The sequence below is a fragment of the Flavobacterium ammonificans genome (assembly GCF_020886115.1).
Classification (GTDB): Bacteria; Bacteroidota; Bacteroidia; order Flavobacteriales; family Flavobacteriaceae; genus Flavobacterium; species Flavobacterium ammonificans.
Window position 1 is genome coordinate 411,432 of record NZ_AP025185.1, and the last position, 17,360, is coordinate 428,791.

The 17,360-nt window shown below is 31.6% G+C and carries 13 protein-coding genes; 3 read left to right on the forward strand and 10 right to left on the reverse strand.

The genetic code is table 11. From position 1 onward, the window contains the following. Nucleotides 1–48 precede the first annotated feature (48 nt). The 5 genes from accB to pdxA form a co-directional block, all read right to left on the reverse strand. The gene (gene accB / locus LPC20_RS01850; RefSeq protein ID WP_229325932.1) at nucleotides 49–537 is read right to left on the reverse strand and encodes an acetyl-CoA carboxylase biotin carboxyl carrier protein; all 489 of its coding nucleotides are present in this window, start codon (nucleotides 535–537) and stop codon (nucleotides 49–51) included. Between the two features lie 23 nt (nucleotides 538–560). Further along, nucleotides 561–1,559, reverse strand: coding sequence for a beta-ketoacyl-ACP synthase III (locus LPC20_RS01855; RefSeq protein WP_229325934.1), 999 nt, complete (start codon nucleotides 1,557–1,559; stop codon nucleotides 561–563). A 171-nt stretch (nucleotides 1,560–1,730) separates the two neighbouring features. Next, nucleotides 1,731–1,925, reverse strand: coding sequence for a 50S ribosomal protein L32 (rpmF, locus tag LPC20_RS01860; RefSeq protein ID WP_031455170.1), 195 nt, complete (start codon nucleotides 1,923–1,925; stop codon nucleotides 1,731–1,733). Between the two features lie 9 nt (nucleotides 1,926–1,934). Next, the gene (locus LPC20_RS01865; RefSeq protein WP_229325936.1) at nucleotides 1,935–2,477 is read right to left on the reverse strand and encodes a YceD family protein; all 543 of its coding nucleotides are present in this window, start codon (nucleotides 2,475–2,477) and stop codon (nucleotides 1,935–1,937) included. A 66-nt stretch (nucleotides 2,478–2,543) separates the two neighbouring features. Next, nucleotides 2,544–3,608 (reverse strand): 4-hydroxythreonine-4-phosphate dehydrogenase PdxA, encoded by a 1,065-nt coding sequence (pdxA, locus tag LPC20_RS01870; protein WP_229325938.1) that lies wholly within the window; start codon nucleotides 3,606–3,608, stop codon nucleotides 2,544–2,546. 61 nt (nucleotides 3,609–3,669) lie between these two features. Between pdxA and LPC20_RS01875 the strand changes: the two genes are divergently transcribed. Beyond that, the gene (locus tag LPC20_RS01875; RefSeq protein ID WP_229325940.1) at nucleotides 3,670–4,260 is read left to right on the forward strand and encodes a riboflavin synthase; all 591 of its coding nucleotides are present in this window, start codon (nucleotides 3,670–3,672) and stop codon (nucleotides 4,258–4,260) included. A gap of 70 nt (nucleotides 4,261–4,330) precedes the next feature. Further along, the gene (locus LPC20_RS01880; protein ID WP_229325942.1) at nucleotides 4,331–5,005 is read left to right on the forward strand and encodes a hypothetical protein; all 675 of its coding nucleotides are present in this window, start codon (nucleotides 4,331–4,333) and stop codon (nucleotides 5,003–5,005) included. A gap of 422 nt (nucleotides 5,006–5,427) precedes the next feature. On the opposite strand, the gene LPC20_RS01885 is transcribed toward LPC20_RS01880, so the two are convergent. Beyond that, nucleotides 5,428–7,200, reverse strand: coding sequence for an erythromycin esterase family protein (locus LPC20_RS01885; RefSeq protein ID WP_229325944.1), 1,773 nt, complete (start codon nucleotides 7,198–7,200; stop codon nucleotides 5,428–5,430). A gap of 178 nt (nucleotides 7,201–7,378) precedes the next feature. Continuing rightward, a complete protein-coding gene (locus LPC20_RS01890; RefSeq protein ID WP_229325946.1) occupies nucleotides 7,379–7,957 on the reverse strand; it encodes a hypothetical protein in 579 nt (192 codons plus the stop codon). Nucleotides 7,958–8,503: 546 nt separating this feature from the next. On the opposite strand from LPC20_RS01890, the gene LPC20_RS01895 reads away from it, so the two are divergent. Continuing rightward, nucleotides 8,504–9,721, forward strand: a complete 1,218-nt coding sequence (locus tag LPC20_RS01895) for a site-specific integrase (protein WP_229325948.1) — start codon at nucleotides 8,504–8,506, stop codon at nucleotides 9,719–9,721. 205 nt (nucleotides 9,722–9,926) lie between these two features. Here the strand turns inward: LPC20_RS01895 and LPC20_RS01900 are convergent, their stop codons facing one another. The 3 genes from LPC20_RS01900 to LPC20_RS01910 form a co-directional block, all read right to left on the reverse strand. Beyond that, nucleotides 9,927–13,115 (reverse strand): type I restriction endonuclease subunit R, encoded by a 3,189-nt coding sequence (locus LPC20_RS01900; RefSeq protein ID WP_229325950.1) that lies wholly within the window; start codon nucleotides 13,113–13,115, stop codon nucleotides 9,927–9,929. Between the two features lie 184 nt (nucleotides 13,116–13,299). Next, a complete protein-coding gene (locus LPC20_RS01905) occupies nucleotides 13,300–14,748 on the reverse strand; it encodes an ATP-binding protein (protein WP_229325952.1) in 1,449 nt (482 codons plus the stop codon). 395 nt (nucleotides 14,749–15,143) lie between these two features. After that, nucleotides 15,144–17,351 carry an AAA family ATPase gene (locus LPC20_RS01910; protein WP_229325954.1) on the reverse strand — a complete coding sequence of 736 codons (2,208 nt, stop codon included), beginning with the start codon at nucleotides 17,349–17,351 and terminating at the stop codon, nucleotides 15,144–15,146. Nucleotides 17,352–17,360: the final 9 nt, after the last annotated feature.

A 17,360-nucleotide genomic window follows, 5' to 3' on the forward strand; every position in this document is an offset into this window, starting at 1 on the left:
TTAAAAAACACTTAAACTTCTATACTCCTAAACTTTTAAACTATTAAATTATGATGGATCTACTAAGAATAATGGTTGATCAAATTCTACTGGAGACATGTCATCCACTAAAATTTTAACGATTTTACCTGAAACTTCTGATTCGATTTCGTTGAATAATTTCATAGCTTCAATTACACACAAAACATCTCCTTTTCCGATAGTACTTCCCACCTCAACAAAAACTGGTTTGTCTGGAGATGGTTTTCTGTAGAAAGTTCCAATAATTGGTGATTTAATTGTAACATATTTTGAATCTTCGGCTGCTGGAGCGGCAGGAGTAGCTGGAGCAGCTGCTGCTGGAGCAATCGCTTGAGGGATTACAGCTTGTTGAATAACAGGTTGTGCTGGCATTTGCTGCACATAAGTAGTTTCTGTAGTGTTTCCTTCTAAAGTGGTTCTGATGGTTACCTTTACATCGTCCATTTCCAACTTTACCTCTGCAACACCTGAGTTTGCAACAAATTTGATTAGGTTTTGAATTTCTTTTAAATCCATAATGATTTGTTTTTAGTTTACATTTATTTTTTGTCGTAGGCCCATTTTAAGTAAATAGCACCCCAAGTAAATCCACCACCAAAAGCAGCAAATATTATTGTATCCCCTTTTTTAAATTGTTTTTCGAAATCACTCAATACTAGCGGTAGGGTAGCTGAAGTTGTATTGCCGTATCTTTCAATATTCATTAGCACTTTACTATCTTCTAAGTTCATTCTTTGAGCAGTAGCATCAATAATGCGCTTATTAGCTTGGTGTGGCACTAACCAATCAACATCATGATTCGTCAAGTTATTTCGTTTCAAGATTTGTTCACTGGCATCTGCCATATTAGTCACAGCATATTTAAAAACAGTTTTTCCGTCTTGAATAATGTTATGCTTTTTATCTTTTACTGTATCTATTGTAGTTGGCATTAGAGAACCTCCAGCTGTAATTTTTAAGAAATCACGGCCCACACCATCAGAACGTAGGTATTCGTCTTGCAAACCTAAACCTTCATGGTTAGGCTCAAACAAAACAGCACCAGCACCATCACCAAATATGATACAAGTAGCACGATCTGTGTAATCAACGATAGACGACATTTTATCGGCTCCAATAAGTAATACTTTTTTATATCTTCCAGATTGAATGTAGGCGGCGGCAGTTGACATTCCGAATAAGAAGCTAGAACAAGCGGCTTGTAAATCGTAACCAAATGCGTTAGTTGCACCTATTTCAGTTGCCACAAAAGCAGCGGTTGAGGCTACGGGCATATCGGCAGTGGCAGTTGCCACAATTACTAAATCGATCTCCAAAGGATCTAAATTAGCTTTGGCCATTAAATCATTAGCAGCCATAATAGCAAGGTAGGAAGTTCCTTTGCTATCGTCTTTAAGAATACGTCTTTCTTTAATTCCTGTACGAGCAGTTATCCATTCGTCATTTGTATCTACCATCGTTTGTAAAATATCGTTGGTCAAAACAAAATCAGGAACATAAGCTCCAACAGCGGTAATTGCGGCTGTAATTGTACTCATTAGTATTCATTTATTACTATCAAATGCTGGGCATTTGAGAAATTGTAAAAGAATTGAAAATTACAAAAAATTTTCTAATCCGAATCTTTAAACAGTCTAATTTGTAGAAAATAATAGGCAACAAAAAAAACTCTCACATCGTGAGAGTTCTATTTTAGCTGCAAAAATGTATTAAGCAACAGCCTCTGATTTATCGATAACCACTTGCCCTCTGTAGTACATTTTACCTTCGTGCCAATACGCTCTGTGGTATAAGTGCGCTTCTCCTGTAATAGGACAAGTAGCGATTTGAGCTACAGTTGCTTTGTAATGTGTTCTTCTCTTATCTCTTCTTGTTTTCGAGATTTTTCTCTTAGGATGTGCCATTTTACTATATTATTTATCCGTTAATAGTTGCTTTAATTTGTCCCATCTAGGGTCAATATTTTCTTCTTGTTTATTCTCTTTTTTGGTTTCTTTGACTGCTAATTCATTCAGTTTTTTTAAAGCTTCTGACTCTAAAGTCCCATCTTTAACTCCTGGATGAACTCGTCTTAGAGGTACTGAAAGTACAATCATCTCATAAATATACTGTGCAATATCGACCTCAAATTCGCCGAAAGGCAAAATCAATAACTCTTCGTTGTCATTATTGAATTCTTCGCCAAAACGAACAATCAATTTCATTTTGCTTTTGATTGGCAAATCAAAATCTTCTCCTGTTACATCACAGGGTACATTTACTATTCCTTCATGCTTAAAACTGATTTCCAGCATGTTGGATTTTTTCTCTAAAACTACATTTACTTTGATATTTGAATTTTGAAATTCGTCATAATCAAAGATGTCAAAGAACGCATTGTCTATTTGATATTCAAAATGATGTTTACCTAGCTTTAATCCTACAAATGGAATTAAATATTCTTTAGTCTTCTTCATTTCAACAACATTTTACCCTGAACTACGGGAGCGCAAAGATATAAAATTATTATAAATCCAATAGCCTTATTCTCCTTTTTTTGAAAACTCTTGTTTCGGTCTTATTTTTAAAGGATTTTGGCTGATTTCATAGTATTGATTTCTCGAATGAAAAATATCAATCGCTAAATAAACCGCCTCTTTGAACGAATTGAAATCTGCAATTCCTTTTCCAGCGATATCATAAGCCGTTCCGTGATCTGGAGACGTTCTAATTTTATTCAATCCTGCGGTATAATTCACCCCATTACCAAAAGACAAGGTCTTGAACGGAATTAAACCTTGATCGTGATAGGTAGCAATAACTGCATCGTACTTCTCATATTGGTTGCTTCCAAAAAATCCGTCAGCTGGGAAAGGTCCAAAAACCAAAGTGCCTTTTTCAAAAATCTTTTTCAAAGTAGGTTTTAAAATCGCATCGTCTTCATTCCCTATTACTCCACCATCACCACAATGTGGATTCACTCCTAAAACTGCAATTCTAGGTTTGTTGATGCTAAAATCCTGAATCAAAGATTGTTTAATCGTTTCAATTTTTTTAGTGATCAAGGCTTCTGTCAAATGCGAAGCTACTTCACTCACCGGAATATGATCCGTTAATAATCCTACGCGCAGATTGTCTTGCACCATGAACATTAACGCATCGCCTTCTAATTCTTGTGCTAAATAATCGGTATGACCCGGAAATTTAAACGTATCTGATTGTATGTTGTATTTGTTAATTGGCGCAGTGACCAAAACATCTACCTTACCTTCTTTCAAAGCTTGAGTAGCTGCTACAAATGATTTGATTGCATATTCGCCAACCGTTTCATCATTAATTCCTAAATTCAAATCAAAACCTTCTCTCCAAACGTTGAGTACATTCACTTTTCCAAGAACCAATTGATCCAAACGGTCAATTCCGTGAAGATGAATCTCTGATTCCAAGTTGCGTTTGATGAACGAAAGTTGTTTTACATTGGCAAAAATAACCGGCGTACACAATTCTAACATTCTCGCATCTTCGAATGTTTTTAGAACGACTTCGCTTCCAATACCGTTTAAATCTCCTATCGAAATTCCAACAATTATATTTTCTGCTTTTTTCATACTGCCCTGAGGTTATTTATTACTAATTTTGAAGTGCAAATTTAGTAAAATAAAACAAGAAATGTTTACAGGGATTATAGAAACACTCGGAAGGGTTCAAGAAATACAAAAAGACCAAGACAATGTTCATATTACGGTGGCATCAAGCATCACTGGCGAGTTGAAAATTGACCAAAGTGTGGCGCATAATGGCGTATGCCTAACGGTGGTTGCGATTAAAGACAACACCTATACTGTAACCGCGATTGCAGAGACCATCAATAAAACCAATTTATCGCATTGGAAAGTGGGCGATACTGTCAATTTAGAACGCGCCATGAAACTGGGTGATCGTTTGGACGGCCACATTGTTCAAGGACATGTGGATCAAACCGGAACCTGTATTGCAATTGAAGAAGCTGGCGGAAGTTGGCACTACACTTTTGAATATGACTCAGCGGCGAACAATATTACTATCGAAAAAGGTTCGATTACCGTAAACGGAGTAAGTTTGACCGTAGTTAATTCCAAGCAAAATCAATTTAGTGTAGCGATTATTCCATATACCTATGAACACACTAATTTCAATGCCTTTCAAATTGGTACTGTTATTAATTTAGAATTTGACGTGATTGGGAAATATGTAAGTCGTTTGTATGGGAATCGGATTTAAAATACGTGAATTCTAAAAATTAATTAATAAATTTATACATTTGAATATTAACACCCTAAAAACCATTAGTATGTACAATAAATTTTTGTTTTTGTTTCTATTTATTTTTTCGAACAGTCTTTGGAGTCAAAACAATACTTTTGCGATTCAAAAATCAAATTTTTTAACATTCATAAGCGCTAATGGAATTGAGGAACCAAAAAGTGATATAGAAGGTTCCCAATACATTAATAAAGATTTTTCGCCTTCGACAATCTCTTGCTTGTCAGAAAAAACACCTCCTATTCGTTACAACGTTTTTAAAGAAGAAATGGAGTTTATTCTTGATGATAAATTGTATTATGTAAAAAAAAGTGATAGTTGTATTATTTCGTTAGGCAATAACTCTTATAAATATTTTGAAAATTACAGTAAAGAGAAAAAGGGTGGTTATTTAATGATTTTAAATAAATTAAATGATCCAAAATATATTTTATACAAAAAAGAAAAAGTAAAATTTGTTCCTGAATATATCCCTAATTCGACTTATGGTAAAGAAAAACCTGCTTCATATGTTATTGACAAAAGCAAGTATTATATTTCAATGCCAGATGGCCTAACAGAATTTCCAAAAAAGAAATCAGAACTTTTAAAACTTTTTCCAAACAATCAAGTGTCCATCGAATCGTTTTTAACTGATAAAAAAATATCATTTAGTCAAGAATCTAATCTAATTGAATTAATTGATTTTTTAAATACACTGTAGATTCAACTGAAATTTAAATAGGATTTGATAAGGTAATTTCGACCGAAAATAACTTTTGTCAACCTGAACTCGTTTTAGGTTCCAAAATCAATCGAGCCTACAAGTCCCGTAGGGATGACCCATATCCTAACAACGGATTTCAATCCGTTGGTGCCTAAGCAAAGCAAACGAGATGCTGGCTCGAGCGTAGCGAACAGGCGAAGCAAACGAGTTCAACATGACAAAAGTTGTTTGTATCGACTAGACTAAAATCCAGCCTTCCAAAGTCAATCGAGCCTATGGCTCTCCTGCGTTGCCTGAGGCTCTCGAAGGCAACGACCCATGTCCTAACAACGGATTTTAATCCGTTGGGGGAAATAAAAAAAGGCTCTCAATTACTTGAAAGGCTTTTTTGTGGGACTACCTGTTAGCAACTGTCCTTTTTACTCGAAAATTGGTTTGGTTGAATTAGTTTCCTCAATAAAAATCATCATATCAAAATTTTTGATTAATGGAAGATAATAAATATCCTCTTTCGATTCTTTTGAATAACCAATTAACCTTGTAGCTCCGATTATTTCATTTGTGGTTAGTTGATTTTTTAAATCCGACATATCCATAACAAACGAGTTACCATTTTGAGATAGTTTTTTTTCCCAAAACAAGCTATTGACAGGTTGAAATAATTCTGTTTTAAGTTTCTCCGTATAAAGGTGGTCTCCATTTATAAATTTTTCATCTATATATGCATAACTTCCTTTTAAGGTAGTAAGCCCAATTGTGTAATAATCGCTCCCGAATTCTTTTTTGAGGTCTCTACCCATTATACCTATTTCGTTGTCTGTGATAATTTCGTTAGAAATATGTGCATTGTGAGCCCAAACAATAATTTTACTATCAGAATTTTTTGCTAAAAATGATATTCTATCAGCCATTATTTCATCTCGACTTTGAACTGGTTTTTGGTTTTTAATGTTTAAATAGTTTATATATGTGTTCTTTCCATTGAAAAGAATTTCTCTAATTGATTTAGTTGTTTTTTTAGTTGATTCTAAATAATTTTCTATATCTAAAATGTTATTGCAAATTGAATTATTGACTTTATGTTCTTTTTTTAATTTATCCGTTGAACTTTTTTCAATATTGGATTTTAATTCTTTTAAGAGCTTATTCAATACGTTATCATTGACTGAATTAAAGTTTTCTTTTAGTAGTTCATAAAAAACCCAATATGAATCATCGCAACCTTTAAACTCAATATTATATATCGATTTATTATCCTTATACCATTGTAAAAAAGATTTCATTTCTTGGGTTTGATAAATGGAAAATAAGTGTTTATGCATTAAACTATCTAATGGGGATTTAAGCAAGTCTTTGTTTAGGATTTCAATATCATCGTATGGATTTTCTAGCACCACAAGACGATATCCTTTTTCTTTTATTAATCTTTTTGTTATTATTTCCCTAAGTCGATAAAATTCTGAGGTTCCGTGTGTACTTTCTCCTATTGCAACTATTTTTTTTTCACCTATTTTTTCTATCAAAGGGCCTAAACTATTACGTAGAGTTTCTTCATTCGAAAAGTCCAATTTTCTAGAAGATTTTGATAATGCCGATTCAAGTTTGTCAGAATTGTAATCCTCCAAAGTTAATCTTTTTGTTTCTTCTAATTTCTGAATGTCTATGCCGTCAATACTAACTTTAAAGTCATCAAACCAAGCTATACCTTTTTTCCCTAATATCCCGCCTACATAGATATCTTTTGCATTAGACGGAAATGGTAATTTTATGGCATATTCTCTCCAATCACTTGTACCTCTTATTTTTTGATTTTGCATTGATTTAAATGCTAAAGAACCTTTTTTTGAATGTCCGTCAATCCGCATCACAAGCCCAACATAATCTTTGACATTTTCATATTTAATTCGACCAGAAAGTACAATAGTGTCTCCAACATAATTGGCTGGAATCCTATAAGTAATGCAGCCAAATGTTCCATTTTTATCGGAAACAACTTTCCCAACAGAATTACCATCGCTAAATTTTTCTCCTGTCAAATTTTCAAAATTTCCCCATTTAAACCATCCTGTAGGCATTTTTTGTTCTTCCTGTTTAAAATCGTTAAAGTCTAAATTGTATTTGTTTTGACTTTCAACTATTAATGGTAAAATTAGAAGAATTAAAAAGTATAATTTTTGTTTTAAGAGTTTCATATTTTTGAAGTTCTTTTTTTTTGGGTTGTTGTTAACGTTTTGCAGCTTGCAGATGTGTCGAATTTAAGTAAGCCTTAACTTTCGGTTAAACAATTACTTTTTAAGTACAAAACCAACTTTAAATTAAGCACAAAACCCGCCATTTTTGCAAACTGCTGTTGTGCGTTCGGTTTTATATTTAAAATCTATATCCTATTCTTAAATGCAAGTTAGCTGCCGCTTCTCCTTCATTTTTTGAATATCCAGCACTTTCAGCGAAAATATATCTATATCCAATTCCAATTCCAGTTTCATATGTAAAATGTTTTCCAATATTTCTTTTTAAACCCCAAGTAGGAATTATTGAAATTTGATTGGCAATTTTAACATTTTCATAATTTGATATTACAAACCAATTAGGATGATAACTTGTTTGAAGTGTTAAGAAATTTGCACTGTTTCCGCTTATATTTTTTGATTTAGAAACTCGCTTATCTAAATTATAATACCATCGTGGCTCTAATGTTATAACAGGTGTCATTAAATATCCGTTTTTTGGATAAAAACTTCCACCAAAAAATCCAGCATCCATTCCTATTTCCGCACGCAATGCAATTTCATTGGTTAATTTTACTTCTCGATGTGCCCAAATTCCTAAAGTTCCAATTTGAATTCCATAAGTTGATTTTTCGACACTTGCGTTTTGTGCTTTTGAAAAAAATGTAAATAAACAAATTGACAAAGTAATTATCATTTTAGTTGAAATATTTGTTTTCATAAATTTTAATGGATTTGTTTTTTATTCGTGTTTAAAATTGATTATTCTTTTTTTATTCAGTTCTCTGTCGCTCCAAACTGACACACAACTAGTTAATAGCGCTATAAACATTCATCTATCACCCCAAATTTGAGTAGATTAACGATGGTTTGTATCGTATTATTCATCTCAAATATAATAATCATTCTAACAAATAATTATTTCTTTATCAAATACTTAACTTTATAACATATAAAATGAGGTTTCAAAACTCCCGTTTAAAGCAAAAAAAAGTTGAGCAAGAGGTTTTGTTCAACTTTTTGCTCAACTTTTTAATAAGAAACCCTTGTAAATACTGATACTTACAAGGGTTTTGTTGTGGTCCCACCTGGGCTCGAACCAGGGACCACCTGATTATGAGATAGGTTTTATTTGTTTTCTTATTGTTGCACTTTGATTTACTTTTATTGATAATCAATTGTTTACGATAAATTTTATTGGTTTATATTTTCTTTTTATTTCTTTTTTATATAGATTTGTTCGTCAAATGTTCGCCAAAACTATATTATGAGTACTGTAAAATTTACCCTCAAAAACATCCCAAATAAGAACAAAGAGTATTCAATAATTTTAGTTCTAGTAAAAGACCGTAAAAACACTTCTATTTCTATCGGACAAACTTGTAAAAAAGAAGACTGGTGCTTTGATTCTTGTAGACTTAAAACTAATAATACAAAGCACAGATCTATAAATAGGTTTATTGAAAAAATAAATCTTAGAATAGACGATTTTATGCACGAAAGAAAAATGCTAGAAGAATCCTATTCTTTGAGTGATTTAGTAAATGAAATAAAAAGAGAAGATACTAAACCTAATAGCTTAGATTACTTTAATTTTCATCAAGAAGTCATAAATGAATTTAATAATTCTGGCAAGACGGGTTCAGCAAAGATTAACAAGGACACATTGGCTTCATTAAAAAAATACCACCAAAAAGATCAATTAAAATTTACAGAACTAAATGTAGAATTTCTTCAAAAATACGATTCTTACCTAAGAAGTAGAGGAGGAATAGATAGCGGCATAGGAATCAAAATGAGAACTATCAGAGCTATTTACAACAAAGCTATTCAAAGGAAAATAATTCCAGATAGATTTTACCCATTCAAGACTGTCAAAATTTCTAATTTAAAAAATGAAAACAAAAAAGAATATTTAACCGAAAATGAAATAAAACTGATTATAAACAAAGATTTTATTCAAAACAAAAAATTACAATTTGCCAAGGATATGTACTTATTTAGCTTCTATTGTAGAGGTATGAATTTTATTGACCTTATGAAACTTAATCATACTAATTTATTTGAAAATAGAATCTCTTATATAAGGACAAAAACAGGGGTTCATCTTGAATTTAAATTGATCTCTTCAGCTCAAGAAATACTAAATTATTACAGCCAAAAATCATTTAACAACTATTTATTTCCCGTGCTTTTAAATGAAAACATGACTCCTCTACAACTAAAAAACAGGGAACACAAAATTCTAGGACAGATAAATAAGTCTTTAAAGGAAATTTTACAAGTGTTAGAAATAAATAAAAATATCACTTTTTATACCGCACGACATTCCTTTGCTACTTATCTGAAGTTTAACAATGTTTCGATTGATGCTGTAAGTGAAATGTTAGGACATACAAATATAAAAACGACACAATCGTATCTTAGTAAGTTGCCAAACAAAAAATTAGACACAATTGTGGATAATGTATTTGAAAAATTTTAAACCTTACTTCTTAATAAAGCGTTTTTCCAATTAAAAAAACTAACTAAGTCCTACCAAAAAACATTTATGTGTTTTTACAATTTTATTTTTTTATTTTTTTATTTTTTTATTTTTTTATTTTTTTAAATAAATATTTATTTATTTATATATGTTTTTAAAATTGTTTAATCAATGGTTGTAGGTTAATCGTATTATAAATAATTAGCTACTTATTATACTTCTTAAAATTCTCTGCCTGTTCAAAAATCTCTTTATACACTTCGTCTCTGTCAACGGGTGGATAATCATTTTCAGCCAATAGTATAATTAAATCAACTTTTAATTCGGCTTTAATATCGTCTCGTTTACTCCAATCAGTGTATTTAGCTTTATCATCCACTACTGTTTTAACTTTCTGAGCCAGTTGTATTAATTTATCATTTGGATAACTGAAATCGTATTTAACTGCTAAAGCTTTCAAAATATCGTAAAATGCTTTTTCTTCAAAGTCAATTCCTAAATCTTTGAAAGAATCTTTTTCTTTTTTAAGCGCATAATACAAATCAATAATTTCATCGGTAAAGTCCTCTAACACTTCACTTCGCAACACATCACTTTCTTTGCGCTCGTTGTATTTTTCAACAATCTGTTGTAAACGCTTAGAAAAATCGATACCTGTGATTTTGTTTATTTTCTTGACATCATCTATTGCCTTGGCTAAAAGCTTCTGCAATAGTTTGATTTTGGTATTTGGCAACTTAATTTTATCAATTTTTGCCATATAATCATCAGAGAAAATATCTATCTCTGTTTGGGTTTCATCTCCAAGTTTAAAAATCTCTTCTACTCCATCACTCTCAATAGCATCTTGAAGCATTTGCTTCACACGATTGTTCATTTGAGCAGTATCTGGCGCAACGCCTTTCGTTAATTTAAAAATAATGGAACGAACGGCTAAGTAAAAATGAATTTCATCGCGTTGCGTTTCTGAAAATGCACCGCTTCCAGAACAAATATCATAAGCCGATTTTAATCGTTTCACAATGTACATGAATCGTTTTTCCAATTCTTGTGTCAATTGTACAAACTCGGATGCTTTATTCAATGTTTTTAATTGTTCTAAAGGAATACCCGATAAATAACCTGATGTGTCAAACTTGTGAAATAGTTTGCCTAATAAATCTAATTGGTCTTTAACCACAACAATCGATTGCTCAATATCTTCAATATTTTGACCATCTGAATTATTGTACTGTGCCATGGCCATATTCATCTGCTTTTTGATGCCGATGTAATCTACAATTAACCCTTTTTCTTTACCTTCAAATTTTCGATTTACACGAGAAATTGTTTGAATTAAATTATGACGTTGAATAGGTTTATCAATATACATGGTATCTAAGAAAGGTACATCAAAACCTGTTAGCCACATATCTACTACAATGGCAATTTTAAAATTAGATTTGTCATTTTTAAATTGTCTATCTAATTCTTTGCGATCGTCTTTCGTGCCCAATGAATTATAAAAATCTTCCTCATCGTCTTTTCCTCTGGTCATCACCATTTTGATGCGTTCCATTGGTTTGATTTCTTTTTTGTCTTTATCAGATAACTCAACCCCATCAGCGGCTACTTTGACTTCACCCCATTCTGGTCGTAAGGCTAGAACGTTTTTATACAATTCGTAAGCAATTGGTCGGCTACTGCACACAAACATGGCTTTGCCTCGAACAGTTGACCCTTCAGCGATTCTGTTTTCGTAATGGGTAACAAAGTCTTCAGCAACAGTTTTTAAACGTGTTGGGTCGCCAATAATGGCATTCATTTGCGCCATTGCTTTTTTACTTTCTTCTATTTGGTTTTCATTACTTCCTTCTTCCGCACATCTATTGTAATATGCCTCAATCTCTTCTAGTTTTTGATTGTTTAATAAAACTTTTGCAGCTCTTCCTTCATAGACAATACGAACGGTAATTTCATCTTTAACCGATTCATTCATGGTGTAAGCATCTACAATATCGCCAAACACATCAATAGTAGCATCTATTGGTGTACCTGTAAAACCAACATAAGTGGCATTGGGTAACGAATCATGTAAATACTTAGCAAAGCCAAATGTTTTTTTAACGCCTTGCTCTGTAACAACTACTTTCTGGTCTAAATTGGTTTGACTTCTGTGCGCTTCATCCGAAATACAAATGACATTCGTTCTATCGGTTAGTAATCTTGTGTCTTCTGTAAATTTATGAATGGTGGTTAAAAAAACACCGCCGCTATTTCTGCCTTGTAGCAACTCTCGTAAATGCGTTCTACTTTCTACACTAATTATCGATTCGTCACCCACAAATCCTTTTGCATTGGTGAATTGACCTGATAACTGGTCGTCTAAATCAGTACGATCGGTAATAATGACAATTGTTGGACTAGCAAAATGCGTGCTTCGCATTAACAAACGACTTAAATACAACATGGTGTAACTTTTCCCACAACCTGTTGTACCAAAGTAGGTTCCACCTTTACCATCACCTAAAGGTTTTTGATGGTTTTTTATATTTTCAAAAAGTTTGACTGCCGCATAATATTGCGGATAACGACAAACGATTTTTTCGTTCTTTTTAGAACTATCAGGTAAATAAATAAAGTTTTGAATGATATCTCTTAAACGCTTGCGATTAAACATCCCTTGAATGAGTGTAAACATAGCATCTATACCATCTACCCCATTAGGCATGCCTTCTATTTTACGCCAAGCATAAAAGAATTCATAAGGCGCGAAAAAGGAACCTGATTTGGTATTTACCCCATCACTAATCACACAAAAAGCATTGTACTTAAATAACTCAGGAATATCTCGTTTGTAACGTGTAGTTAATTGTACATACGCATCATGGATGGTTGTGTTTTCCTGAATCGCCGTTTTAAATTCAAATACTACCAATGGCAATCCGTTAATGTATAAAATCAAATCAGGAATACGCATTTCATAGCCTTTAATGGCTAGTTGATTGACGATTTTATACGTGTTGTGATCTTTTTCAGAATAATCAATTAGTTGTATAAAAATATCTTTTTGATTGCGGTCTTCACGTTTTAGCAAAAAACCATCACTCACCATTTTCATGAAAGTTTTATTGGTTTCATATAAATCGGAAGAAGGCAAACGTTCCAAATCACGAATAATCGAATCTACTTCAGCATCCGTAATGTTATCTTTCGCATAGTTGGATTTCAAATAGTGTCGCAAATCTGCATCTATCAACACTTTTTCAGTAACGATATGACCGTATTGTGCGTGAGGTTCTTCTACACCTTGAAACTCGTTTTTACGCACTTCGCCACCTACAAGATGCGTCATTTGCTCGTCTTGTAATAAGTGGATAAAGGCTTGTTCTAATTGTGCTTCTGTGAATTTCATGCTGTTTTTCTATTTTCCAAGCTCCACATATCGATTATGATCGAGTATAGTTGGCTTTTTCTTTTGTTTCGCTAATCATTTTATAAATTGTCGAAATAAGCAGATTTAAATCAATCTATTTATGTCGAAATGGAATAATTAAGATTTTTTCGCTTTAAAAAAATGTTTATTTGTACTATTTCCGTTAATCATTATTCCCTTTCATTTTTAATGTATTGACACCAACATTATAAGCATATAAAGCTGCTGGCAAAAAGGTAAACTCAATTTCTTTAAAGTTTTTGTTTCCCTCTTGATTAATTGTGGTTACTAATGCACTTGATAATTTATTTTTATCGCAAAATTGAACCATGCTATTCAATTCATTCGTTTTTTCAACATAGCGATTGCTCCATTTTATTTCAATACCCCAAATAGGTTTGAAATTTTTATCATCAAGCAATACCAGATCTACTTCTCCTTCTTTTTTGTCTTTCCAACGGGCATAATTCAAATTCAAATTTTCACGGTGCATCCATTGTGAAAGTATAGCAGTTTCGACCATATTCCCCATTTCTTGATCGCTTTCTGAAATTGGCGAGAATAAAGCAGTTCGCAATGATGGATTGGTCAAATACACTTTAAAACTGGTTACTCTTTTCAATCGTTTAGCATTGATATCTAATTTGTTGAGTACTTTAATTAAAAAAGCTGCCTCTAAATACTCCAGATATTTTTTTAAGGTTTCTTTTATAATACCACTTTCTCTTGACATGGTTTCATACGAAAACTCATTGCCTGTGTTGTAAGCAATATAAGTGAAAAAACGGTTGAGTTCTTGCACATCTTTAATCCCGTATAAGCTTGGTAAATCTCTCAATAATACCTTATCTACAATGTCATTTTTAACATACCTACCCATATCACTCTGAATTTTTTCAGATAAAACTACTTCGGGATATCCTCCAAAATTGAGGTAATTCACAAATTCTTTGTTGAGTTCGTCTATATTATTAGTCAGCTGATAGGCTATTTCTTTTCCGTTGTAGTTGATAGCACCTTCTACCATCAAATGGGAACGATTTTTTAAATGAATGAATTCCTGAAAGGTTAAAGGCGGCAGCATAAAATCAGTAAATCGACCCGCGCCACTCTCGGTACTGTGCCAGCGCAAGGCAGCAGCAGCAGAACCCGAAACGATAAATTTTGTTTTTGGATACGTATCTACCAATACTTTTAAATGACGTTCCCAGTCTTTCAGATACTGAATCTCATCAAAGAAAATATAACAATCGTCTAGATTTTTAATTTTTAAAGCCTCTGTGCATAAATCCAAAATGTCTTGTAAACTCAAATTGATATAAATAGGATTATCAATACCTATGAAAAATAGCTTTTGCGGATTTACATTTTCCTGAATCAATTGATCGATTGTATGAAACATCATGACAGTTTTACCCACACGTCTTGGTCCCATTAATACCACCGCTCTTTTAATCTCTTTTTCAACGACAAACGGATAAAAAAGATTAAAATACAAACGTTTAGACATTGTACGGTATAACTCTGGAATAGCCTTAGTTACCCACCAAGGATTCTCATAACGTAATCGTTCTATTATTTTTTCTTGCGGAATAAGGGTTGAAATTTTCATAATATATCTTATTTATGCAAAAATAGTAAAAATAAGTAGATTCAAATCTATCTATTTATGTTAAAATTCGGTAAATAAGGTTTTTTTGTATTTAAAAAATGTTTATTTGTTGTTTTTGACCATTTTGCTGACGACGGGAAAATGGTTCGTTTATTTATATCGTTTTGCTGATGATGGGAAAACGATGGTTTAAATTGCATCATTACATAAATCGTTTTGTTATGGCTAATAGTTGTTGAATTTCTTGCATAATTTTTAAACTTAGATGGTTATAACATCAATACGCATACATCAACATAACTTATAGTTTTCACTAAGCTGTTGCGCTAAAACTTCTATTGAAGATGTGTCTAGCGAATGATTGAAAATATAGCGGTTAGGTTTGACATTAAAGTTTATTCTTCCGAAATACCCATCATCATATTATAATGACCAATATTCGCCGTTAATCTAAAAATATCTTGAAATACTTTTAGATAATTAGTTATAATTCCTTCAGGTAACTCAATATACAAATCATCCGGTAATGTGTGAGAGCCTTCATTAACCCAACTTAATAAGGACCTACAAATATCTCTTTCTTCCTGATTTTCAAATTTACCCATCAAAATATCATCTCTATTTTTACCTAAAATACTGAAATAATTTTCCAATATTCTTCTCATTGTGTTTTGTATTGTTGTTCCAGAATTATTTTGCCATTCTTTAATTTCTCTCCATAACAACTCATAAGATGATTGTATAGGATTATTTTCATTATAAGCATGCACTGATGAAATTTTATTGTTTTTTCTTAAAATCCAATAATGTGCGCGTTGACCAGGCCCTCTATTATTTCCTTCAAAAGAAACTTCTTTATGGAAATAAACATTATGAGTTAGAATGATTATCTGTTTAATATTACCAATATCATTTTTAACGTTCTTTATAATTTCTTTAATTAGTGTACTTACTACAAACAGTACATTACTATCTAAACTAGAAATAGGGTCATCAATTACTAATATTCTTTCATCATTCACATTATCTTCTGTACTGCCTCCTTTTGCTAATTGTAGATAATACAAAAAGGTTATAAATGTAATTTCTCCTTCACTCAATGTGTTCAAAGCTAACTCACCATTATCTCTTTGAATTTGATAAAACCCTTCTTCAGTTGATGGAACAATTTTAAAATTTAAAAAACCAAAAGAAACCAACAATCTATTAATTTCATCAATTGTAGGTTGAATACTAGTTACAGATTTGCTTAATTCGATAATTTCTGAATTTAATGTACTGTATGCAGTCCTCTTAGTATTAAGCTGAGAATCTAAATTAGCAATCCCTTCATTCATACCTGAAACAGCCTTATTATAAGCTATAATTTGAGTTTTATATTCTTCAACCAAAAATTTCCAAACTTCATTAATTAGCTTTGTCTTTTCAATTCTAAAATTTGATACAATTGCATTGTGTTTCTCAATTTCAGTATTTGCAACATTAATTAATTCCTGAATTAATTCTAATTGTCCAATTAAACTAGTTAGTTCAAAACTCCTACTAGGCTCTTTTAATTTACTATTAATAATTTCTGTATTTGTAGAATTTTGACTAGTTAAAGTTTTAAGATATGCTGAAAAAACATCATTATCTAATTTAGTATTTGGAATAGTTTTTTGAGTATCTTCTATAATATTTAACTCATTTAGAATGTTTTCTATTAATTGATTATATTCTTGTTTAAGTAAATTTAAAGAACTTAAATCAGCTAGATAAGCTTCATCAAAATAATTTTCAATTTGTTTTTTAAAATCTTCTGTAATTGTTTTTTGTTGACAAAAAGGACAAGTATTATCTTCTTGAATATATTCAATACCTTGATTAACCCAATCGTTAATGTTTAATTTTTGAATTAATTTTGCAATATCAACATCTGCTTTACCAACTATAATTTTTTTCCAAATAGGATTATTTATAATTTCATTTATCCGATCGAAATTAATTATTGGTATTTCTGAAAGTTCAACGGGAACATCTCCAAAAATTGTCTTAGCACTTTCTTTTAACTCATCAAAGGTTCTTAGTAATGAAGTGTTTTCGGTATATTCAGACAACAAATAATCCTTAAAAGTTTCTTTTCTTTTAAGTTTATCAAAAGCCTCATTAAAAACAACTTCGTATTTTTTATATACATCAGACCAAACATTTTCTCGAAAATCTTCTTCAACTTTAGCTTTTGACTCTTTTAAATTATCTAATGCCGATTTTATTCCTTCACCCTCTTTTTTTAATTGTTTTAATTGTTCTGTTTTATTTTCTATAACGGCAACTTGTTCTGTGGATGCTTGACCTAAAGTAAAAATACCATCTAGTTTACCTTTACCAAAATTTATTTCTCTAAACTCTTTGTTGTAGACTAATGTTTTTAAGGATGTATTGTTTACCCATGAGCTAGAGCAATGAAGATATTTATCACTAGCTAGATTAGATAAAAAGTTGGAAATGGTTGTCTTACCACATCCATTTGCTCCATAAATAAAATTTACTTTTTTCAATCCAATGATTTGAATTCCAGTATCATCAAAAGATGCTACCTTTTTTATATTTATGGCTTCAAGCATAATTTTAAT